The following is a 21,599-nucleotide window of genomic DNA, read 5'->3' as shown; positions in this document are numbered from 1 at the left end:
CGGTCAGCCTCCGATGAACGCTTCGCGGAACGCGTCGATGGCGACGCGCAGCGAGAGTTGCGGTTGGTCGAGATAGCTGACGAGCTTGCTGATCCGTTGATCGTTTTGCGCATGGGCGTCGATCCATTCGGGATCGTCGATGTCGATGTTGTGGGCGGCGTAGGTTTGCGGGTCGACGACGCTCAGCAGCGTCTTCGACGACGCGCCGTTGAAGCCGATGATCAGCCGTTCGCGCTCGGCGATCGTGCCGATGAAGATCGCGAGCTCGAAGTCGGCCTGCGCGACGAACGGCGCGATCAGCTCGAGCCAGAACGCGGCGACGAGGCTGCGATAGAACGGGTCGACCGGCAGCGGCAGCGTCAGGCCGCGCTCGATGTGCGACGAGCCGCTTTGCATCACGGGCCGCAACAGCGAGCCGAGCGCGAGCATCGCGCCGCGCAGCCGGACCGGATGGCCGCTTTCGAGCAGCATCTGCTGAAGGCCGTACAGCGACTGGTGTTCGACGAAGTCGTTGAAGGTGCCGTCATGCGACGTGCCCGGGCCGCCGATGTCGATCGGCACCTGCGTGTCGCCGAGCGCCTGCAGCGCGCCGGGCGGCTCCTCCTTCGCGAGCAGCGGCGGCATCTGCGCGGCCACGCGCGACCACAGCCGCGCGAACGCGAGCGGGCTGCGCGCGAGGAATGCGAGCGGCCGGTCGACCTCGAGCGCGGTCGCGCCGAGGAACGGGAAGCGGCGCATCGACACGTCGTGGCTCGCGACCATGTGGCCCGCGATCGCGAGCTTGCTGCGCGAGCCGAGGAACGCGAAATGCATCGGCTTCGCATCCTCGTAGACGATCTTCCAGCGCGGATCCTCCGCGAGCAGCTCGAGCGCCTGCGCGATCCAGCGATCGAGCGTCTGCAGCAGCTGCGGGTTGTGCGGGCTCTTCACGAAGTCGCCGCGCGACGGAATCTTGCCGAAGTAGGCGATCTGCGCCTGAACGGTTTGCGTCATTGCGCCCCCTGTGCATTCGTTGCGGCGGCGGCCGCGACGGCCGGTGCCGGTGCCGGTGCCGGTGCCGCGGCCGGCGCGCCGTTGGCGGCCTGCGTCGCGTTCTGCGCGGCGCCCGCGCTCGCGTCGGCAACCGACGACGGCAGCTGCAGGCCGCGCAGGCTTTGCTGCTGCGGCTGGTCGCCGCCGCCGCTGGTCGGCTGCGACGTGCTGATGATGCGCATCGTCACCGACACGTTGACGCTGCCTTGCGCCCACGTGAGGTCGAAGGTGCCGTCCGGGCGGCGCTTGCGCTGCGCCGAGTTGATCAGCTTCTCGAGACCGTAGCGGCCGGGCTCGTTGACGAGCTGCACGGTGCGGCCGTCGAAGGTCGTCGCGGACAGCGTCGCGCCCGGCGACCCTTGCGGGTTCGGCCACACGAAGTTGGTCCACTGCGGCGGCGTGTTGCGGTAGCGCAGCTGCTGCCCGTCGATCGCGATCGTGTATTCCGTCGTGCCCGTGCTCGGCTGCGGCAGGATCTGGAACACGGTCTGCGGTTCGGCCGCGGCGGCCGCGCCGCCTGCGGCGCCGCCGGAAAGCGGCGCGACCCAGCGCGCGAAGCCGTTCGTGAAGTCCGGCGTGAGGCCGATGCCCATGTCGCCCCACGTGCGGGCCGCGAGCGTGTCGCCGCGGCGCACCGCGAGCGGCCCCAGCGTCGTGCCGACGAACTTCGCGATCGCGCCGTCCGGCCCGAACACCTGCGCGATTTCACCGGCGCCGGCCTCGACCTTCGCGTTCGCCGCGAACGGATACTTGGTCGCGAGCGAGTTCTGGAACGGCTGGTAGACCTGCGCGTTCCACACCTTGTTGACTTCGGCGCTGGCCGGCTGGATCACCACCGAGAACGCCTGCATCAGCGGACGCACCAGCAGCGGGCGCAGCGACTTGCGTTGCGAGTCGGTCAGGCCGGTCAGCATCTGCTCGTCGACGAACTTCAGCGAATCGGCCAGTTCCGAGCCGTTGCCATCGAGCGTCTGCTGCATCAGCTGGCGCGCGCCGGGGCCGGGGTCGCCCTGGTTCTTGATCACGTTGAAGCGCGTGCGGACCTTCGACAGCGAATCCATGTAGCCCTTGAGCATCGACGTGCCGTCGTGCGTCGCGACGATCCGCGCGAGCCCAATGAACTCCTGGCCGATCGGACCCATCGGCACCTCGGCCGGATTGCCGTTGATGTCGATGTTCGCCGCCGCCATCTGGCCGGCCTGCGAGCGCGTGAACAGTTGCTTGACCCAGTTCACGACGCCGGTCTGCGCCTTCTTGATCGTGACATTCGCCAGCGACGGGTTGTCCCACGAGGTCTGGTCGTACGCGGTCTCGAGAATCTTGCGGATCGGCGAATCCTGCGGGTCGCCCAGGCGGTTCATCCCGTCGACGGCCTGCCCGAAACTCGTGAAGCCCTGCACCGCGATGCCCTGCATGAACTTCTGCCAGTGCTGCGCGTACTCGGTCTTGTACATCCCGACGAGCGTCTTCTGGATCTGTTCGGGGCTGCCTTCCAGCGTCAGGTCGTCCTGCGTCGAGGTGTTGAGCACCCAGTCCTTCGCCTGCAGCTCCTTGGTCGCCGCGTCGCGGATCGCCGGCTGCACGTAGTCGAACCACGCTTCGCGCGTGAAGGTGCCCGGAATCGCATAGCTGCCGGCGACCAGCCCCTGGTTGCCGTCGCCGACGATGCGAGCGATGGTCATCGGCGCGAAGCGGGTCGACGCGCGCGCCTTGATTTCTTCGTAGACGCGCTGACGAGCCGGCATGCCGCGCACGACGCGGCGCAGGTTCTCGCGGGTCTGGTCGACGAGCGCGAGGTTCGCGTCGATCATCGGCCAGTCGTCATCGTTCACGCGCGCGAGGTAGAACGAGATCATGCGCTCGGCGCTCTTGATCATCTCGTCGCGCGGCATGTTGCCGCGATTCGTCTCGAGCCAGCCGCGCCAGAAGCGGGCCAGCTGGTCGGTCAGGTGCGCCTGTTCGACGTGACGCTTGTCGGACAGCATCAGGTAGGTCTTCAGCGCGTTGTACGCGTCCTGCACGTTGGTCGGCGATGCGTCGCTGTACAGCCCGCCCTGCGGTGCCGCCGGCTGCTGCGGCGCGGCGGCCGGCGCGGCGGATGCGCCTTGGGCGGCGCCGGCGAGCGGCGTGGCGCCCGACGGGTTCGTCGACACGGGAATCGCGCCGCCCTGCACGGCGCCCGATTCGGGCGGGCGCGTCATCGGCACGAGCTGTTCGGGATGCGCGTTCACGTCCTTCATGAACGACGCGAGGTTCTGCGAGACCGGCGCCAGCAGGATCTGGCGCACGCCGTTGTAGTACTCGGTCAGCAGGTGCTGTTCGAGCCGGTCGCCCTGGTACAGGCCGAGCGACACCGACATCGGCTTGTCGCGGCGGAACTGTTCGAGCTGCTCGATGCGGTCCTCGAGGATGTCCATCGCCTGCAGGCGCGACTGCAGATCGTTGCGGCCCTGCTGCAGGCGCGTGACGTTGTCGAGGTCGGCCTGCACGTTCGCGACGAGCTGCTGGTTGCCGATCGTCGACCAGGTCCAGCCGCCGAGCGCGAGCGCGAGCGCCGCGACGAAGCCGAAGAAGGTCGCGTAGCGCAACCGCGTCTTGGTCGGGCTCGCGAACTGGCGCACGGTCTGGCGGTCCGCGAAGATCACCTTGGAGAACAGGTCGCGCAGGAAGAAGCCGTTCTTCGAGAACGCGCTGTGCGGCTTCGGCAGCGCGGTCGCGTCGAGGCCGAAGCGCTGCGCGATGCGTTGCGCGGCGGCGCTGTTGGTTTCGCCTTCCTGCAGCGCGCTGGTGAAGTAGAAGCCGCGGAAGATCGGCTTGTACTGGAACGGGTTGTTCTCGAACAGCGTCGCGAGGAACGCGCGCAGCGACGGCTTGATCGTCGAGAATTCGAGCGGGAAGCTCAGTTGGCCCGGCGACAGCTGGTTGCCGCGCGACAGCGACAGCTGCGCGACGCTGATTTCCTTCAGCCCTTCGTACAGCTCCTCGAAGTGCGTGTCGAACTGCGCGACGACGTCGCGCTTGTCGTCGGGCTCGTAGGGCAGGGTGGCGCCCCACACGCGGTCGTATTCGTGCTTGTCGCTGCTGCTGAAGAATTCGGTGAAGCCGGTGATCAGGTCGGCCTTCGTGAACATCACGTAGACCGGCGCGAACACCTCGAGCTTTTCCGTCAGCTCCTGAACGCGCTGGCGGAGGTTTTTCGCGAGGTTGATCGCGAATTCGGGGCGGTTGCCGGTGAGTTCGGCGATGCTCGCGGTCACGATGATGCCGTTGATCGGCGCCTTCGGGCGGTAGCGCTTCAGCAGGCCGAGAAAGCCGAGCCATTCGCTGCGGTCTTCCTCGTGCACCGAGTATCGGCCCGCGGTGTCGAGCAGGATCCCTTCGGTCGTGAAGAACCAGTCGCAGTTGCGCGTGCCGCCGATGCCGTGGATCACGGCGCTGTTCTTGTCCGCGAACGGAAACTGCAGGCCGGAGTTCAGCACCGCGCTGCTCTTGCCAGCGGCCGGGTTGCCGATCACGATGTACCACGGCAGCTCGTACAGCGCGGAGCCGCCCGACACCTGCCCGATCTTCGACGTCTTGATCGTCTTGACCGCGTCGGACAGGCGCGTGCGCAGCACGTCGAGGTCGGCGGTCTTCGTGTCGGGGGCCAGCGCGGCCGCGGCCGGCGCGGCGATCTTGCCGGTTTCCGCCTGCTCTTCGAGCACCTGGCCGAGCTGCTGGTTCGCGCGCTTCACGCGCCAGCGGCGCACCAGCGCGACGCCGAGCCACAGCACGAGGATCGCCGCGAAGGCGACTGCCGCCCACAGGAGCGGCAGCTGCAGCATGTCGGCGACGATGAAGAGAATCGCCGCTAGCGCGACGATCCCGACGATCGAGAGCGTACGCGGATGAGTCAGCACGTTGAGGATGCGTTGCATAGGACGTTCAGGTTCCGGTGCGATTCGGTGAGGCGACGCAGGCGCGCCGAGCGGCAAGCGTGGCGCCGCGATGTGTCGCCATGCTGTCAAACGGGATGAAGGGGGCTGGCATCAGTGCGCCCGCGGCATCGGAGAAGGCGCGCGCAATAATGAAAGGACGCTGTGAGAATTTAAACGGAAGCGGCGGCCTGAAAAAATCGCGCAACGGAATGCCCGATCGATTGCGCCGCCCAAATCGTTTCCTGCCGGGTGATTAAAAAGCCCCATGCCGCCCTCATTATTTCTTGTCCGGCAGCCCTGACTAGCTGCCGCGTCCCAGTTTAAAACCGGGTTTATGGTATTCCACGTGTCCGAGGTCCATCATTTTCCATCGGCCTCCCCAGGTCAGGCCGACCTGCTCGGCAACCTGTCCGTACAACTGGTAGCCGCGCATCGCCCAGGGATCTTTCTCGGAAATGACCAGCTTGCCATCGCGCAGAAATGCGTTGTCGGCCGCGAGCCCGAACTGGTGATAACTCTGGAAGGCCGCCGCATTGGTCACGTTGGTGCCCATTTGCGCGAGCCGGTTCTGACGTTCCGGGCTCCGATAACCTTCCAGCAGCGCCATTTCGTAACCATATTGTTCGTGCATGATCTTGTAGACCAGCAGCAAACGCGTGCGGAAATCGGGATCCAGCAGATTCCAGTCGCGGCTCGCATCCTTCAGTGCCGGCCGCACCTGTTCGACTTCCTTCGTGGCAAAGACTTCCGGCGGCAACGGCGGGGGCGGCACGAGTTGTTCGCCCTGCAACAGCGCGGCGATCTTCTCGTCCGGCACGCGCGCCGTGTCGTCGTACTGAAACAATTGCCGACCGCGTAACGCAATGGCCACCAATGGCGGCGTCGCAAGAATACCTGCCGATACCATAATCATCAAGCGCCGCCGAATCAGTAAATTTTGCACATCGCTTAATGCGCCGCGCGTAACGCTTGCCGATTTAACAATTTGACTTCGCGTGCGTGCGGCGCGATCGCTCGCACGGCGCGTCAGGCGGCCGTGAAACTGGGCGACGGATTCGAAAACCGTCGCCCGGATACCCGGTAAAAGCAACAGTGCCGCAACCGCGACGGCGAGGGCGAAATAGACGACGAGTGCGACGGCAATCAACGAAATCCCCGGAAATTGGAATTGATTGTGTTTTGCAATGCTTGCTCTTAGAATCAGGCTGCTTTGAGAGGCCGGGCTATATTATCGCGGTGAATTAAACCAGGATTCAATGAGACGCTGAATGAGTGCGCCGGAAAATTCAAATTCGAAAACCCCGCCGAGCCTGCTGTCCGATACCAAGCCGGCAGGCGAGGGCGGAGCGCAACAGTCGCGCATTCTCGCGAATCTGGAAGGACGTGTCACGCCGCCGGCCGAAGCGCCACGCCGTTCGCTGAAGGCGCCGATCGCGGCCGTCGTCGCGCTCGTGGTCGCCGTCGGCGGCTGGGGGGCATGGCGCTGGCAGCAGCATTCGGGCGAGCAGGCCGTCGTGGCTGCCGCCCCCGCGCAGGCAGCGAAGGCGGACGCCGCCAGCGCCGCCGCCGTGCAGGTCGCGCAGAACGCCGCGTCGGCCGCTCCGGCCGCGCAACCGGCCACGATCGTCAATGACGATGCGGCGTCCCAGACCGTTGCGTCCGCATCGGCTGCGTCGGGCGCGGACAACAGCCGCTTGTCGCGCGCGCTCGCGAACGGTGCGGACGATGCGTCGGGTGCAGCCACGGCCGGCGCGGCCGCCGCGACGGCCGCCGCCGCGGCGACGACGAAATCCGCGAAGGCCGACGCCGCGCAGGGCGGCAAGGTCGCCGCGCGCAGCAAGGCCGATGCGAAGGCCGACGCGAAGGCGGAGGCCCGCAAGCATCACAAGGAACAGCAGGCGGAACTCGCGCAGGCGAAGAAGCGTCGCGACGCGACGACCCGTACCGCGAGTGCGAAGCCTGCCGGGAAGGACGATCCGGACGCGGACCTGCTCGCCGCGCTCGTCGCGCGCACGAAGCCGGCCGACAAGAAGCTCGCCGCGCAGAAGGCGCAGGTCGTGCCGACCAAGGCGGCTGCCACGACAGGCGGTTCGCTTGCGGCGCGCGTGAAGGAATGCTCGGAGCGCGGCTTCTTCGAGGATCAGCTGTGCCGCTGGCGTGTCTGCGACGGCCACTGGGGCAAGGATCCGGCGTGCCCGAGCGCCGCGCAGTCGGAGACCCGGCAGTAGCCGCGCGGCACGCCGGCCTGCTCGTCGCACATGCGCCGCCCGCTGGGCGGCGCATTGCTTTTTGGGGCCGGCCGACGCGGGGCGGGCGCATGTGACGGCGTCACGAGATCGTCACATGCGTCGGGCATACGTTTCCTTTCATTCCCCGGCGTGGCGCCGCGACGCGCGATGCGCGACGCGGTGCGCGCCGCACGACCTTCGACACGATGGACCTGATCGTACAGACTTACGGCGCCGATACGTCCGGCATGGTGTGCGGATTCCGCTTCGTTCCGGGCGGATCGGGCGCGATGCTCGATGCCGACGCGGCCGCCGCATGGCTGCGCACGTGCCGCGAGCACGATGCGGCAGCCTCGGACGATTTCGTCTGGCTGCACTTCAATCTCGCGCACGGCGCGAGCGAGCGCTGGATGCGCACGCACCTCGGATTGCCCGACAGCTTCTTCGAATTCCTTCACGAAGGATCGCGCTCGACGCGCATCGAGCAGGAGGACGGCGCGCTGCGCGCGGTCGTCAACGACGTGATGTTCAACCTCGAGCTGACGCCGTCGGAAATCGCGACGCTGTTCGTCCACGTCGAGCGGCGCATCATGGTCACCGCGCGGCTCAAGCCGTTGCGCTCGGTCGACACGCTGCGCGCGTGCGTGCGCGACGGCGAGCGGTTCCGCTCGCCCGCCGAACTGCTGGTGCACCTGCTGCGCGACCAGGCCGACCTGCTGATCCAGATCATGCGGCGCACGAGCATCGACGTCGATCGCATCGAGGACAGCTTTCTGTCGCAACGGCTCACGTCGAATCGCGTCGAACTGGGCGCGATGCGCCGTACGCTCACGCGGCTGCAGCGCATGCTCGCGCCCGAGCCGGGATCGATCTTCCGACTGCTCGCGAAGCCGCCCGCGTGGCTGCATGCCGAAGACGTGCAGGAGCTGCGCGAGTCCACCGAGGAATTCTCGCTGGTGCTCGCCGACCTGTCGGGGCTCAACGAGCGGATCAAGCTGTTGCAGGAAGAGATCGGTTCGCGCCTCGACGAACAGAACAACCGGACGCTGTTTACGCTGACGCTCGTGACCGTGATCGCGCTGCCGATCAACATCGTCGCGGGCTTCTTCGGGATGAACGTCGGCGGCGTGCCGTTCTCGGAGAACAAGCACGGGTTCTGGCTGATGGTGCTGCTGGTCGCGGGCTTTACCGCGCTCGCCGCGTGGTGGGCGTTTCGCCGGCGCGACGATCGCTAGCGGCGGTCACGAAAAAAACAGGCCCCGCACCGGGGCCTGCCGAAGGACGTGAACGATTGAACGCCGGCCGGCGCCGCGAACTGCGCGGCACCGGCCGGCCGGACCACGACGTTACTGAACCAGCGTCTTGCGCGGCTTGAACATGCCCTGGTAGCGCAACGACGGACGTTCCTTCACCGTCGGCGTGATGCCGCCGAAGCTCGGCGTCTGGCGCAGCTTCATCGCGGCCGGCGATGCGACCGAGCCGATCGACGTCGAACGCGAAGCCGGCGCGAGGTTGTTCGCGACGAGCAGCGCGGCTTCGCTCTTCAGGTTCGCAAGCAGCACCGGATCGGTCGAGCCGTTCATCTGCGTGAGCAGGCCGCTCCACGCGGCGTCGCTGTAGTTCACGACGTAATAGTCGAGCCCGCTCGGGTCGGCGACCACGCCCGTGCAGCCGTCGATCCGCGTTTGCGTCTGCGTATCCTTCAGCGCGAGCGTCGTGCGTTTGGCGAGACCCTGGCCGTACGCGAGCGTGATCGGCACCGTCCACTGCAGGCCCGGATACGCGTTCTTGTTCGGGAACGGCTGCTGTTTGAGCGTGACGATCGTCTGGTTCTTCGTCATGTCGCACTGCGTGTCGAGAGAGATCAGCGGCACGCCCGTCTGGCGCACGTAGCTGTCGCCGATCGGGCCGACCGGCTGGCCGCTCGCCTTCGACAACGCATCCCACAGGCGCTTCGGCGTGCCGTTGCCGAACGAGTAGTCGACCAGGTATTGCTGCAAACCCTTGCGCAAGGTTTGCTCGCCGAGATAGTTCTCGAGCGTCTTCAGCACGTGGCCGCCCTTGTCGTACGTGAACGCGCTCGCACTCAGCACGAAGTCGTTCGACGCCCAGCCGTTGAAGTTCGGCGCGACCGGGAACGCGTTCGGACCGATGTCGCGATTGATCACGCGATACTTGTTCTTCACCTGGTCGAGCCAGCTGAACTCGTCGGGGAAGAACTGGATCGTCGTCTTCGTCTCGAAGAACGTCGCGAACGATTCGTTGAGCCAGACGTTGTCCCACCAGTCGGTCGTGACGAGGTCGCCGAACCACTGGTGCGCGACTTCGTGCGTCAGCACTTCGTTACCGTAGCGCGACATCGGCTGGCCGGGTTGCGGCAGGATGTCGTCGGCGAACTCGAGGATCGACCCCCAGTTCTCCATCCCGCCGAAGTTCAGGTCCTTCTGCTCCTTGAACGCATCGTTCGCGGCGACGGTGTCGAACTTCGTCAGCGGCAGCGGGATGCCCGTGTAGCGGTAGTAGAAGTCGAGCGCCTGCTTGGTGCGGTCCATCGCCGGCTTCGCCCAGTCGCTCATGCCCGGCGGCGTGAACACGCGCAGGTGCAGGCCGCCCTTGCCGCCCGGCAGCGGGCTCGAGAAGTCGTCCTCGTAGGTGTCGAACATGCCGCCGCCGAAGAACAGCAGGTACGACGGCATCGGCGGCGTCTTCTCGAACTGCACGAGCTTGTAGCCGCCGCCGACGTTGGTCGACGGCTTCTCGGCCGCGTTCGACACGACGCGCCAGTTCTGCGGCACTTCGGCCGTCACTTCATACGTCGGCCGGAATGCCGGCTCGTCCCAGCCCGGGAACCACTGGCGCGCCAGGTTGGTTTCGCCCTGCGTGAGGATCGCGCCGCTCGTCGTGCCGTCGGTGCTCTTCAGGTCGACCCGGAACACGCCTTCCGCGGCCGAGCAGCCCGGATACGGATCGTCGCCGCAACTGCCGCCCGTCTGCGTGGCCGGATCGTCGTACGACTTGAAGTTGATGATGCCCGACCACTCCATGTGCAGCGAATAGTTGCCCGGCGCGATCGTGCCGGCCACGGGACGCAGCTGGTAGAAGTCGCCCTTGTCCTGCGGCGTCGCGATCAGCTGGATGTTGCCCGGCTGCAGCGTGATGCGGCCGTTCGTGAACTTGATCCGGTGGCCGGCGACCACGATGTTGTTGACCGGCTTCAGCACCTTGATCTCGACATCGGCGCGGCCGTCGAACGCGTTCAGCGCGTCGTTCGGGCGGAACCACAACCGGTAGTTGACGGGTACCACGGTGTCCGGCAGCTCGACGGGCGACACGCTCTTGTCGACGTTGGACGCGCTCGGCGGCGTGTTGGCGGCGGGCGACGAGCTCGAGTGCGGCGCGCCGGCGGCGCTGAGTGCGGAAGCCGAGCCGACGCCGCTGTCGTCGCCGCCGCACCCGGCGAGCGCGAGTGCGGCGACCAGCGGCAGGTAACGCATCTTGTGAATGTTGATCGACATGACTGAAACCTCGATTGTTGAAAGAATCGTTCAGTGCTGCGAAAACGCCGGCAAAAGAAATCCCTCGCCGTTAATCAACAGCGACGAGAAATGTCAATGACGGATTATTCGAAAAGACGGTCGGCCGACTACGTGAAGGTAATCATGGTTTACTGCCCCCTCTGTGTTTCCGGATGTCGGTTAACTTGCCGGTTCAAAATAGCCGGGCGCGTGTTGTACTGAATTGATTTCGCGCGCACGACACGGGGCCGCCCGCCCTGCGCGGGCGTGCATTTCCCTTGAACCGACGACCCACGGGGCTGGCCGCACCAGGCCGCAGGACGGAAGGACGGCGTGTCGCCGTTCCGTAAAATCGCCGTCATGCGGCTTGAAGGTTTGTCGGCCTGCTCGAAGGATGCGTAAATATACTTGATGGTTTTGGGTAAAGGAAACGAAAAAATTAGAAGGTCCTTAGATTGAATTTTTTGCGCGCCATTGAATACCGGGAAGCATTAATTCGCGTTCCATTCGATTGCCTGTTTCCGTAGTTTTAATCTATTAACGATCTCGGCGGCGTGCGAAAACTACGAATCGGGCGGAGCGTGGCGCGCTCGGTACAATGCAGCGACGATCCGACGATCGATTGCCGCAAGGAGGCGAGCCCATGTCACGAGCCCTGTTCCGTATCGCGCCGCTGCGCGTCATGCTGCTGCTGTTCGCCGCCGTCCTCGTGCTCGGCGGTTGCGCGAGCCTGACGCGCGAGCCGGTGAGCGTGACCGTCGCCGGGCTCGACCCGCTGGCCGGTCAGGGCCTCGAGATGCGCTTCAGCCTGAAGCTTCGCGTGCAGAACCCGAACGACGCGCCGATCGAATACGACGGCATTTCGGTCGCGCTCGAACTGAACGGCGCGCCGTTCGCGAGCGGCGTCAGCGATCGCTCGGGCGTCGTGCCGCGCTTCGGCGAGGCCGTGATCGACGTGCCGGTTTCGGTGTCGGCGTTCGCCGCCGCGCGGCAGGCGTGGAACCTGCCCGGTGCGGCCGCCAACGGCGAACTGCCTTACGCGCTGCGCGGCCGGCTCGCGGGCGGCGTGCTCGGCACCGTGCGCTTCAGCGATGCGGGCACGCTGCGCATGCCGGCGATGCCGGGGTGGGGCGGGTAGGCGATGCCTGAGCGAGGCGCGGGCGGCCGCGCGCTTTGCCTTGCGGGCAAAGCGCGGTATGGTGTGGTCCGCGCGGCGCGCTTCCCTGGCGCCGCCTGTCTGAAGCCAACCGTAGCCGAGCTCGCGTGACCGATTTCCCCGTTTTCCACTGGACCGACGCCGACGGCGCCGAACATGCCGTGCGCTGGCGCTCCGAAGCCGGCGTGCAGCCGCCCCGGCGCGCCGTGCCCGCCGACGACCGCCTCACCGCCGACGCCGCGTACCGCCTCGCGTGCGAGGGCACCGCGCTCGTCTGGCAGGGCGACTTCCAGAACGCGCGCCAGCTCGTGCAGGCGATGGCGCGCCGCGTCGAACGCAAGCCGAAGAAGGCGAAGGCCGCGGCGGGCGTCGACGCATTCAACCTGCACCGGCTCGCGCAGTCGCAGCGCGCCCGCACGCTCGGCATGCTGCTGATTCCGCTCGATGCCGACTACACGATCCCGCTGCGCCGCGCGCCCGACGTGCGCGCCGCGTGCGAGGAAGCGTACGGGCCGGGCGGCGCGCCGTCGGTCGTGTCGCTGCGCGAGTTGCTCGGCCTCGTCGGCGCGCACGAATGGCGCAAGAAGGGCGTGCCGATTCCGGCACTCGGCGGCGCGCCGATCCATCCGCATTACGGCGTGTTCTCGCCCGTGCGCGGCGAATACGTCGAACTCGTCGCGCGCACGCCGCTGCCCGCGACGTCGCTCGCATTCGACATCGGCACGGGCACCGGCGTGCTCGCGGCCGTGCTCGCATCGCGCGGCGTCGAGCGGATCGCCGCGACCGACCAGGATCCGCGTGCGCTCGCCTGCGCGCGCGAGAACATCGCGCGGCTCGGTCATGCCGCGCGCGTCGACATCGTCGAAGCCGACCTCTTCCCGGCCGGCCGTGCGCCGCTCGTCGTCTGCAACCCGCCGTGGGTGCCGGCCCGTCCGAGCGCGCCGATCGAATATGCGGTCTACGACCCCGACAGCCGCATGCTGCGCGGTTTCCTCGCGGGGCTGGCCGACCATCTCGAACCGGGTGGCGAAGGCTGGCTGATCCTGTCCGATTTCGCCGAGCATCTCGGCCTGCGGCCGCGCGACACGCTGCTGCAATGGATCGACGAAGCCGGTCTCGTCGTGCTCGGCCGCGAGGACATCCGCCCCGCGCACCCGAAGTCGGCCGACGCCGACGACCCGCTGCACGCGGCCCGGCGCGCCGAGGTCACGTCGCTCTGGCGGCTCGGCGCGCGAGCCTGATCGCGCATTTTCGGTAAACTGTCGCCATTCCTCACGAATTCCCGCCGCCGGGCCGTGGTCGACCGACCGCGGCCCGGCGCCGCTTCACGATGTCGAACAAGACCTACGAAATCCGTCCGGAGCAGTCCGTCGAGCTGCTGAAGGAACTGCACATCCTCACCCGCGACGGCAAGCTGAACCAGGACAGCCGCCGCAAGCTGAAGCAGGTCTATCACCTGTTCCAGTTCATCGAGCCGCTGCTCGCGAGCGTGCAGGCCGACAAGGGCGGCGTGACGCTCGTCGATCACGGCGCCGGCAAGTCGTATCTCGGCTTCATCCTGTACGACCTGTTCTTCAAGCAGCAGCCGGGGCACGGCACGCCGGCGTTCGCGTCGCACGTGTACGGGATCGAGACGCGCGAGGAGCTCGTCACGCGTTCCACCGAGCTCGCCGCGCGACTCGGGTTCGGCGGCATGTCGTTCCTGAACCTGTCGGTCGCCGATTCGATCACGTCGCCGAAGCTGCCCGAAACGGTCGACGTCGTCACCGCGCTGCATGCGTGCGACACGGCCACCGACGACGCGATCCGTTTCGCGCTCGCGAAGCGCGCGCAGCACATCGTGCTGGTGCCGTGCTGCCAGGCGGAAGTCGCGGGCGTGCTGCGCAAGAACAAGGGCAAGTCGCTCGCGAACGCGCTGACGGAAGTGTGGCGGCATCCACTGCATACGCGCGAATTCGGCAGCCAGATCACCAACGTGCTGCGCTGCCTGCAGCTCGAGGCGCACGGCTATCAGGTCAGCGTGACGGAGCTGGTCGGCTGGGAGCATTCGATGAAGAACGAGCTGATCATCGCGCAGTACAAGAACCTGCCGCGCCGCAAGCCCGGCGAGCGGCTGAACGAGATCCTCGGCATGTTCGGGCTCGCCGAACTGAACGCGCGCTTCTTCACGCCGATGCCCGCGGCGACGTCGGACGAGGCCGCCGAGCCGGCCGCGGACTGACGCAGGCCGACGCGCCGCGCGCGGCCTCGCGTCGCCCGTTTGCCGCGCGCCGAACGGCCGTCGCGCGATGCGTCAGACGTCGTCGCCCGGCCGTCGCATCCATTCACGCCAGCCGTCGTGGCCGAGGCGGCGCAGCGTTTCCTGATTTTTCTCGTAGATCGCGGACGCGTCCGGGAACGCGTCGACCGCGCGCGCGATGCTGTCCTCGCGCAGCAGGTGCAGGATCGGATACGGCGCGCGGTTCGTGTAGTTCTCGATGTCGTCGGCTTCGCTGCCTTCGAACCGGTACGCGGGATGGAAGCTCGCGATCTGCAGCACGCCGTCGAGCCGCAGTTGCTGCACGAGCCGGTCGGCGAAGAACAGCGCGTCGTTGTAGTCGACGAAATCCGCGAACACGCGCGGATAGATCACGAGCGTCGTGTCGACCTGTTGCGGATCGGCTGCTTCGAGTGCGCGCAGCTCGGTTTCGAGGTCGGCGAGTGCGTCCTCGAGCGTCGTCGCTTCGCTGATCGCATAGCGCACCTGCTCCTTCACGTAGACGCTCTTCGCGAACGGGCACAGATTGAGCCCGATCACCGCGCGTGCGAGCCAGTGCCGCGTGGCGGCGAGGATGTCGTCGTGCGAGTCGGGGCGGGTATCGGTCATGGCAAGGGCGGTCGGGCAAAGCGGCAGCGAGGGCCGCATTGTAGCGGGAGCGGGCACGCCGGCTTCGGGCGCGCGCCGCCCGTCACGCGCAGGCGGCCTCGATCAGCTGCGTGACCAGCGCGGGAGCGGTGCCGATCGGCGTTTCGCCGTGCCGGTAGGTCTGGCTGGCCGCGTAAATGCCCTCGATCACGAGCGCGAGCGCATCGGCGAGCGCTTTCGGCTGCCGGGCGCCTGCGCCCTCGCACAGCGCGACGAGCCGCTTCATCAGCTGTTCCTTGTTCTGCGCGACGCGCTCGCGCGCCGGATGCGACGCATCGGGGAATTCGGCCGCGACGTTGACGAACGGGCAGCCGCGATAGTCCTTCTGTGTCGCGCGCTCCGCCAGATCGACGAAATACTGGATCAACTGCGCCTTCGGCTGGCCCGGATGCTTCGCGACGCTCGAATCGAAGCGTTCGAAGAAACATGCATCCATCCGTTCGAGATACGCGAGGATGAGTTCGTCCTTCGACGCAAACTGGCGGTACAAACTCATCTTGTTGACGCCCGCGCGTTCCACGACCGCCTCGACGCCGACCGCGCGCACGCCTTCCCTGTAAAACAGCTCCTCGGCGGCGCGCAGCAGGTGCTCCTGCGCGACGGCCGCGGCGATCGGCTGGCGCGTGCGGCGTGCCGGTGCCTTGTTGGCGGCCTCGATGCCCGACATGATGACCCTCGACTGCGTGGTGAATTGCTTGACATGTTACCGACTGGTAACTACGATCGCAACACACTTGTGACCGATCGGTAACAATACCGGCCGGATCGACAGACGAATGCCAGGTATCGGCCCGGGTCAGCCGATGCAGCGTGCGGCGGAGGTGGCCTGGTAGCAAGGCGGGGCGGGCGCGCGGGCGCCGGCCCGCCAACTGGAGAGCGACGACATGAACTGGGCGGTGACACGAATCGGCGGGCGGTTCCACTACGGATGGCTCGCGGCGGCGGTGGTTTTCCTGATCCTGCTGGCGGCGGCCGGCACGCGCGCGACGCCGAGCGTGCTGATGGTGCCGCTCGAGCGCGAACTCGGCTGGAGCCGCGCGGCGATTTCGCTGGCGATTTCGGTGAACATCGCGCTGTACGGGCTGACGGGGCCGTTCGCGGCCGCGGCGATGCAGCGCTTCGGGCTGCGGCCGACGATCCTGACCGCGCTGGTGACCATGAGCGCGGGTGTCGCGCTGTCGTCGATGATGACGCAGAGCTGGCAGATGGTCGTGATCTGGGGCCTGATGGTCGGCTGCTCGACCGGCGTCGTCGCGCTGACGCTGTCCGCCACATTCGTCACGCGCTGGTTCCACGCGCGGCGCGGTCTCGTGATGGGCATCCTGACCGCGAGCACGGCCACCGGCCAGCTCGTGTTCCTGCCGATGCTCGCCGCGATCGCCCAGCGTCACGGATGGCGGCCGGTCGTGCTGGTGGTCGCGGTGGCCGCCGCGATCGTGATTCCGCTGGTCGCATTCCTGCTGCCGGAGCGGCCGGCCGACGTGAAGCTGCGCCCGTACGGCGAGCCGGCCGACGCGCCGGCCGCGCCCGACGCAACGAAGGACAACCCGCTCGCGGTCGCGTTCCGCACCCTGCTGACGGCGAGCCGCTCGCGTGACTTCTGGCTCCTGTTCTTCAGCTTCTTCATCTGCGGCGCGAGCACCAACGGCTATGTCGGCACGCACCTGATCGCGATGTGCAGCGACTACGGGATGACCGAAGTGCAGGGCGCGTCGCTGCTCGCCGCGATGGGCGTGTTCGACCTGTTCGGCACGACGCTGTCGGGCTGGCTGTCGGACCGCTACGACAACCGCGTGCTGCTGTTCTGGTACTACGGGCTGCGCGGGTTGTCGCTGATCTATCTGCCGCATGCATTCGGCATCGATTTCTTCGGGCTGCCGCTGTTCGCGATGTTCTACGGGCTCGACTGGATCGCGACCGTGCCGCCGACGGTGCGCCTCGCCACCGACGTGTTCGGCAAGGCCGCGGCGCCTGTCGTGTTCGGCTGGATCGTCGCCGGCCACCAGCTCGGCGCGGCGTTCGCGGCGCTTGGCGCCGGGCTGCTGCGTGCGAGCCTCGGCACGTATACGGTCGCGTCGATGATCTCGGGCGGGCTTTGCATCGTCGGCGCGCTGATCGTGCTGCGGATCAATCGCGGCCCGTCCCGCGCGGCCGCGCAGGCCGCCTGAGCGCGGCATTGCCGGCCGTCCGTGCGTGGGGCGGCCGGTCAATGCAGGATCGGTGATTTGCATTGCGCGGGATCATCGGGCGCGTGTCTTCTCGAGCGGTTATGCTTGCGGTTCGCGGGGCGTTCGCGCCCCTTCATCGATGTCAGCGAGGAACCGCATGTCCGTCAAACCTGCTCCCACCACTGTTTCGATTCACGACCTGATCGCGGGCCGCTGGAGCCCGCGCGCGTATTCGGACGAGCCGATCAGCGGCGCCGATCTGCACGCGGTGCTCGAAGCCGCGCGCTGGGCGCCGTCTGCGTACAACGCGCAACCGTGGCGCTTCATCGTGTTCGACCGCACGCGCGACGAAGCCGCGTTCAAGCGCGCATTCGCGACGCTCGTGCCCTTTAACCAGGGCTGGAACGCGCCGGCACCGGTGCTGATCGCCGTGACCGCGCACACGCTCACGCCGAAGGGCGAGCCGGCGCCGACCGCGCTGTACGACGCGGGCGCGGCCGCGATGTCGCTGGTGCTGCAGGCGCACGCGCTCGGTCTCGCCGCACACCAGATGAGCGGCTTCGACGCGAAGGCGTTCCGCGACGCCTTCGAGATTCCGGCCGACGTCGCGATCCCGGCGATCATCTCGCTCGGCCACTACGGCAACGTCGACAAGCTCGATCCGGTGCTGCGCGATCGCGAAAAGGCGCCCCGCACGCGTCATGCGATCGGCGAAGTCGTCTATGCGGGCGCATGGAAGAAGGGTTTCGACGCGGCAGCCTGATTTCGGAGCCGGCAGCACTTCGCCGTACGTTGTCCGCAGCCGGCCGCACGGGCGTCGCAAGCGCGAAAGCCGACGGCATCGACGTGTCGAACGGCCCGCATGCACGCGCTGCCGGTGCGCCGCGGGCCGGCTTGATCGCGGCCCCGGGCCGGTTGCGCGGCCCCGGTGGCCGAGCCGGTTGTGATCCGGCGGGCTTCATGTTAAAAAGCCCGTCCTTTCCGTTTTCGCGCCGGCCATGTTGCGGCACCTTCCCATGACTTACTGCGCGATCGATTTCGGCACGTCCAATTCCGCCGTGGCATTGCCCGACGGCGCAGGCATGCGCCTCGCGCCCGTCGAGGGCGACCACCTGACGTTGCCCACCGCGATCTTCTTCAACAACGACGAGCAGACGGTCGAATTTGGCCGGGCGGCGCTCGCGTCCTATATCGACGGTTTCGACGGCCGCCTGATGCGCTCGATGAAGAGCATCCTCGGCTCGCCGCTCGCGGAGACCACGACCGATCTCGGCGACGGCAGCGCAATGGCGTACACGGAGATCATCGCGCGCTTCCTGACGCACCTGAAGCGCAAGGCCGAGGCGTGCGCCGGCGCGCCGATCGGGCGCGCGGTGCTTGGCCGGCCGGTGTTCTTCGTCGACGACGATCCGCGCGCCGACCGCCTCGCGCAGAACCAGCTCGAAGCGGCCGCGCAGTCGGTCGGTTTCACGGACGTGCACTTCCAGTACGAACCGATCGCGGCCGCGTTCGACTACGAGTCGCGCCAGCAGGCCGAGCGGCTCGTGCTGGTGGCCGACATCGGCGGCGGCACGTCGGACTTCTCGCTGGTGCGCGTCGGGCCGGAGCGGATGGCGCGCCTCGAACGCAAGGACGACGTGCTCGCGCACCACGGCGTTCACGTCGCGGGCACCGACTACGACCGCCGTGTCGAGCTGGCGGCGATCCTGCCCGCGTTCGGCTACCGCGCGCTCGATCCCGAGGGGCGCGAACTGCCGAACCGCATCTATTTCGACCTGGCGACCTGGCACCTGATCAACACGGTCTACACGCCGAAGCGGCTGGGCGAGCTGAAACTGATGAAGCACCTGTACCAGGACGTGCGACAGCACGACCGGCTCACGCGCGTGGTCGAGCGACGGCTCGGGCATGCGCTGATGGCGCGCGCGGAAGAAGCGAAGATCGGCGTGGCGGCGGGCGGCGAGACGATGATCGACCTGAACGACGTGGAAGAGGATCTGCAGATCGCGTTCGACGCCGAGCGTCTCGTCGACGCGAGCGTCGACGACACCGCGCGCATCGTCGATGCCGCGCGCGAAACGGTGCGGCTTGCGGGCGTCGCGCCGCGCGACGTCGGCGCGCTGTATTTCACCGGCGGCTCGACCGGGCTCGCGTTCCTGTCGGGTGCGCTCGCCGGTGCATTCCCGGACGCGCAGCCGGTATTCGGCGATCGCCTCGCGAGCGTCGCGACCGGCCTGGGCATTCACGCGCAGCGGCTGTTCGGCTGAGCGACGGCCATTCCGATCGGCGGCGGTCGCAACGCTGCCGGCGCCGGAAAACAAAAAGCCCCGCCGAAGCGGGGCTTTTTTACACGAAATATCGCGCCGAGCTTAGACCGGACGGATGTTCGCAGCTTGCAGACCCTTCGGGCCCGTCTTCACTTCGAATTCAACCTTCTGGTTTTCTTGCAGCGTCTTGAAGCCTTCGACGCGGATTTCCGAGAAGTGCGCGAACAGATCGTCGCCGCCGCCTTCCGGGGTGATGAAGCCGAAGCCCTTTGCGTCATTGAACCACTTGACGGTACCGGTTGCCATGTTACTTGTTCCTAAAAAGATAAAACGGGGCCGAAGCCCATGGGTGCGGAAAATCAAGGAAGGGGGTAATGGGACCAACCGGAGTACCGTTGATGGGCGAACTACGAAAGAACCAATTCACTCGCCGCTTGAAATCCTGCAACGTTGTTTATACGGCTAATCGGTCGCGCGGTCAACCGTATTTCCATGCACTCAGGGTTATTGCGGAGTTAAGGTTTACAAACCTTGCAAACGACGCGAATTTTTTGTAGGGGACGAACGATTTTGGCGCCAACTTCGAGGTGCAACCGTTAAACTACGCGCCGCGTGGAAGGGTTGCCCCGATCGGGTGATCCATCCCCCCAAAATGGCATGCGCGGTGTTGTCCGAGCCGATCCCGGGCAGCGGGCCGACCATGCTTTTTGAGACATAGGAGAGGATGTGAAGAGTTCTATTCAACGGAACATCGGCCCGTTTGCATTGATGCTGACGGGGCTGGGTTCGATTATCGGCTCGGGCTGGCTGTTCGGCGCGTGGAAGGCTGCGAAGATTGCCGGTCCGGCGGCGATTTGCGCATGGATCATCGGCGCGGTCGTGATTCTCGCGATTGCACTGACGTATGCCGAACTGGGCGCGATGTTCCCCGAGTCGGGCGGCATGGTCCGCTACGCGCGTTATTCGCATGGTTCGCTGGTGGGCTTCATCAGCGCGTGGGCGAACTGGATCGCGATCGTATCGGTGATTCCGATCGAGGCGGAAGCATCGATCCAGTACATGAGCACGTGGCCGTATCCGTGGGCGCACGCATTGTTCGTGAACGGCGAGTTGACGACACCGGGCCTGCTGCTGTCGGCCGTGCTGGTCGTCATCTACTTCATGCTGAACTACTGGGGCGTCAAGGCCTTCGCGCGCGCGAACACCGCGATCACGATCTTCAAGTTCCTGATCCCCGGCCTCACGATCCTCGGCCTGATGCTGTCGAGCTTCCATTCGGAAAACCTCGGCACCGCATCGAATGCGAGCTTCGCGCCGTACGGCTGGTCGGCCGTGCTGACCGCGGTTGCGACGAGCGGCATCGTGTTCGCGTTCAACGGCTTCCAGAGCCCGGTGAACCTGGCCGGTGAAGCGCGCAATCCGTCGCGCAGCGTGCCGTTCGCCGTGATCTCGTCGATCCTGCTCGCACTCGTGATCTACGTGCTGCTGCAGATGGCGTACATCGGCTCGGTGAACCCGGCCGACGTCGCGAAGGGCTGGGCGCACTTCAACTTCTCGTCGCCGTTCGCGGAACTCGCGATCGCGCTGAACCTGAACTGGCTTGCGATCCTGCTGTACGTCGACGCGTTCATCAGCCCGAGCGGCACCGGTACGACCTACATGGCGACGACCACCCGCATGATCTACGCGATGGAGCGCAACAACACGATGCCGAAGATGTTCGGCAACGTGCACCCGATCTACGGCGTGCCGCGTCAGGCGATGTGGTTCAACCTGCTCGTGTCGTTCATCTTCCTGTTCTTCTTCCGCGGCTGGAGCTCGCTCGCGGCAGTGATCTCGGTCGCGACGGTGATCTCGTACCTGACCGGCCCGATCAGCCTGATGGCGCTGCGCCGCGCGGCGACCGACATCGAGCGTCCGCTGTCGATCCCGCTGATGAAGCTGATCGCACCGTTCGCGTTCGTCTGCGCGTCGCTGATCCTGTACTGGGCAAAGTGGCCGCTGACGGGCGAAATCATCCTGCTGATGATCGTCGCGCTGCCCGTGTATTTCTACTTCCAGTCGAAGTCGGGCTGGACCGGCTGGGGTGCCGACCTGAAGGCCGCATGGTGGCTGGTCGCGTACCTGCCGACGATGGCCGTGCTGTCGCTGATCGGCAGCAAGGAATTCGGCGGTTACGGCGTGCTGCCGTACGGCTGGGACATGCTGATCGTCGCGGCCATTTCGCTGGTGTTCTACTTCTGGGGTGTGAACACCGGCTACCGGACCCAGTATCTCGACGAGCGCGAGTCGCACGACGAGATCCTCGAAGGGATCGGTGCCTGACGGCTGATTCGCCACCGGAATCGGCGATGGCGCAAAGCGTGAAAAAGCCCGCTCGAGCATTGCTCGGGCGGGCTTTTTGTTTGCCT

16 protein-coding genes are annotated in these 21,599 nt (G+C 66.7%); 9 read left to right on the top strand and 7 right to left on the bottom strand.

Annotation, left to right across the window (positions count from 1 at the left end):
- Nucleotides 1-3: 3 nt before the first annotated feature.
- From tagF to HW466_RS24175, 3 genes are all read right to left on the bottom strand, one after another.
- A complete protein-coding gene (gene tagF / locus HW466_RS24185; protein WP_059449778.1) occupies nucleotides 4-993 on the bottom strand; it encodes a type VI secretion system-associated protein TagF in 990 nt (329 codons plus the stop codon).
- Nucleotides 990-4,949 carry a type VI secretion system membrane subunit TssM gene (gene tssM / locus HW466_RS24180; protein ID WP_174905648.1) on the bottom strand — a complete coding sequence of 1,320 codons (3,960 nt, stop codon included), beginning with the start codon at nucleotides 4,947-4,949 and terminating at the stop codon, nucleotides 990-992. Before tssM ends, tagF begins: the two co-directional genes overlap by 4 nt.
- A gap of 301 nt (nucleotides 4,950-5,250) precedes the next feature.
- Complete coding sequence (locus tag HW466_RS24175; RefSeq protein ID WP_059449776.1) at nucleotides 5,251-6,096, bottom strand: M15 family metallopeptidase; 846 nt, start codon at nucleotides 6,094-6,096, stop codon at nucleotides 5,251-5,253.
- Between the two features lie 121 nt (nucleotides 6,097-6,217).
- Between HW466_RS24175 and HW466_RS24170 the strand changes: the two genes are divergently transcribed.
- Nucleotides 6,218-7,177 (top strand): hypothetical protein, encoded by a 960-nt coding sequence (locus tag HW466_RS24170; protein WP_059805313.1) that lies wholly within the window; start codon nucleotides 6,218-6,220, stop codon nucleotides 7,175-7,177.
- Nucleotides 7,178-7,383: 206 nt separating this feature from the next.
- Nucleotides 7,384-8,412: a transporter gene (locus HW466_RS24165; protein ID WP_059449774.1), complete on the top strand. Its 1,029-nt coding sequence runs from the start codon at nucleotides 7,384-7,386 to the stop codon at nucleotides 8,410-8,412.
- Between the two features lie 111 nt (nucleotides 8,413-8,523).
- On the opposite strand, the gene HW466_RS24160 is transcribed toward HW466_RS24165, so the two are convergent.
- Nucleotides 8,524-10,692 (bottom strand): M1 family metallopeptidase, encoded by a 2,169-nt coding sequence (locus tag HW466_RS24160; protein WP_174905647.1) that lies wholly within the window; start codon nucleotides 10,690-10,692, stop codon nucleotides 8,524-8,526.
- A 643-nt stretch (nucleotides 10,693-11,335) separates the two neighbouring features.
- Between HW466_RS24160 and HW466_RS24155 the strand changes: the two genes are divergently transcribed.
- From HW466_RS24155 to HW466_RS24145, 3 genes are all read left to right on the top strand, one after another.
- Nucleotides 11,336-11,830, top strand: a complete 495-nt coding sequence (locus HW466_RS24155) for an LEA/WHy family protein (RefSeq protein WP_059771531.1) — start codon at nucleotides 11,336-11,338, stop codon at nucleotides 11,828-11,830.
- Between the two features lie 125 nt (nucleotides 11,831-11,955).
- Nucleotides 11,956-13,089, top strand: coding sequence for a methyltransferase (locus HW466_RS24150; RefSeq protein ID WP_174905646.1), 1,134 nt, complete (start codon nucleotides 11,956-11,958; stop codon nucleotides 13,087-13,089).
- A gap of 89 nt (nucleotides 13,090-13,178) precedes the next feature.
- The gene (locus tag HW466_RS24145; RefSeq protein WP_059449770.1) at nucleotides 13,179-14,069 is read left to right on the top strand and encodes a class I SAM-dependent methyltransferase; all 891 of its coding nucleotides are present in this window, start codon (nucleotides 13,179-13,181) and stop codon (nucleotides 14,067-14,069) included.
- Between the two features lie 72 nt (nucleotides 14,070-14,141).
- Here the strand turns inward: HW466_RS24145 and HW466_RS24140 are convergent, their stop codons facing one another.
- Complete coding sequence (locus HW466_RS24140; protein WP_059449769.1) at nucleotides 14,142-14,714, bottom strand: DUF1415 domain-containing protein; 573 nt, start codon at nucleotides 14,712-14,714, stop codon at nucleotides 14,142-14,144.
- 82 nt (nucleotides 14,715-14,796) lie between these two features.
- Nucleotides 14,797-15,420, bottom strand: a complete 624-nt coding sequence (locus tag HW466_RS24135; protein ID WP_059504687.1) for a TetR/AcrR family transcriptional regulator — start codon at nucleotides 15,418-15,420, stop codon at nucleotides 14,797-14,799.
- 217 nt (nucleotides 15,421-15,637) lie between these two features.
- On the opposite strand from HW466_RS24135, the gene HW466_RS24130 reads away from it, so the two are divergent.
- From HW466_RS24130 to HW466_RS24120, 3 genes are all read left to right on the top strand, one after another.
- Entirely contained in the window at nucleotides 15,638-16,921 is a 1,284-nt protein-coding gene (locus HW466_RS24130) for an MFS transporter (RefSeq protein WP_059449767.1), read from the top strand.
- A 157-nt stretch (nucleotides 16,922-17,078) separates the two neighbouring features.
- On the top strand, nucleotides 17,079-17,684 hold the full coding sequence (locus tag HW466_RS24125; RefSeq protein WP_059449766.1) for a nitroreductase family protein: 606 nt from the start codon (nucleotides 17,079-17,081) through the stop codon (nucleotides 17,682-17,684).
- A 253-nt stretch (nucleotides 17,685-17,937) separates the two neighbouring features.
- On the top strand, nucleotides 17,938-19,188 hold the full coding sequence (locus HW466_RS24120; RefSeq protein WP_059449765.1) for an Hsp70 family protein: 1,251 nt from the start codon (nucleotides 17,938-17,940) through the stop codon (nucleotides 19,186-19,188).
- A gap of 102 nt (nucleotides 19,189-19,290) precedes the next feature.
- Here the strand turns inward: HW466_RS24120 and HW466_RS24115 are convergent, their stop codons facing one another.
- Nucleotides 19,291-19,494 carry a cold-shock protein gene (locus HW466_RS24115; RefSeq protein ID WP_006477070.1) on the bottom strand — a complete coding sequence of 68 codons (204 nt, stop codon included), beginning with the start codon at nucleotides 19,492-19,494 and terminating at the stop codon, nucleotides 19,291-19,293.
- Nucleotides 19,495-19,914: 420 nt separating this feature from the next.
- Here HW466_RS24115 and HW466_RS24105 point away from each other — a divergent pair, with 420 nt between their 5' ends.
- A complete protein-coding gene (locus HW466_RS24105) occupies nucleotides 19,915-21,513 on the top strand; it encodes an APC family permease (RefSeq protein WP_059799561.1) in 1,599 nt (532 codons plus the stop codon).
- Nucleotides 21,514-21,599: the final 86 nt, after the last annotated feature.

It is taken from the genome of Burkholderia territorii (genome assembly GCF_902833055.1).
In the GTDB taxonomy this organism is placed as follows: Bacteria; Pseudomonadota; Gammaproteobacteria; order Burkholderiales; family Burkholderiaceae; genus Burkholderia; species Burkholderia territorii.
The sequence above is the reverse complement of the archived record's forward strand: the minus strand, read 5'-3'. Positions and strand labels throughout refer to the sequence as shown.

What these genes read in the sequence shown, in the direction of transcription:
- tagF (WP_059449778.1), bottom strand. Translation starts at nt 993, where the DNA reads ATGACGCAAACCGTTCAGGCGCAGATCGCCTACTTCGGCAAGATTCCG.
- tssM (WP_174905648.1), bottom strand. Translation starts at nt 4,949, where the DNA reads ATGCAACGCATCCTCAACGTGCTGACTCATCCGCGTACGCTCTCGATC.
- HW466_RS24170 (WP_059805313.1), top strand. Translation starts at nt 6,218, where the DNA reads ATGAGTGCGCCGGAAAATTCAAATTCGAAAACCCCGCCGAGCCTGCTG.
- HW466_RS24165 (WP_059449774.1), top strand. Translation starts at nt 7,384, where the DNA reads ATGGACCTGATCGTACAGACTTACGGCGCCGATACGTCCGGCATGGTG.
- HW466_RS24160 (WP_174905647.1), bottom strand. Translation starts at nt 10,692, where the DNA reads ATGTCGATCAACATTCACAAGATGCGTTACCTGCCGCTGGTCGCCGCA.
- HW466_RS24155 (WP_059771531.1), top strand. Translation starts at nt 11,336, where the DNA reads ATGTCACGAGCCCTGTTCCGTATCGCGCCGCTGCGCGTCATGCTGCTG.
- HW466_RS24145 (WP_059449770.1), top strand. Translation starts at nt 13,179, where the DNA reads ATGTCGAACAAGACCTACGAAATCCGTCCGGAGCAGTCCGTCGAGCTG.
- HW466_RS24140 (WP_059449769.1), bottom strand. Translation starts at nt 14,714, where the DNA reads ATGACCGATACCCGCCCCGACTCGCACGACGACATCCTCGCCGCCACG.
- HW466_RS24135 (WP_059504687.1), bottom strand. Translation starts at nt 15,420, where the DNA reads ATGTCGGGCATCGAGGCCGCCAACAAGGCACCGGCACGCCGCACGCGC.
- HW466_RS24130 (WP_059449767.1), top strand. Translation starts at nt 15,638, where the DNA reads ATGAACTGGGCGGTGACACGAATCGGCGGGCGGTTCCACTACGGATGG.
- HW466_RS24125 (WP_059449766.1), top strand. Translation starts at nt 17,079, where the DNA reads ATGTCCGTCAAACCTGCTCCCACCACTGTTTCGATTCACGACCTGATC.
- HW466_RS24120 (WP_059449765.1), top strand. Translation starts at nt 17,938, where the DNA reads ATGACTTACTGCGCGATCGATTTCGGCACGTCCAATTCCGCCGTGGCA.
- HW466_RS24115 (WP_006477070.1), bottom strand. Translation starts at nt 19,494, where the DNA reads ATGGCAACCGGTACCGTCAAGTGGTTCAATGACGCAAAGGGCTTCGGC.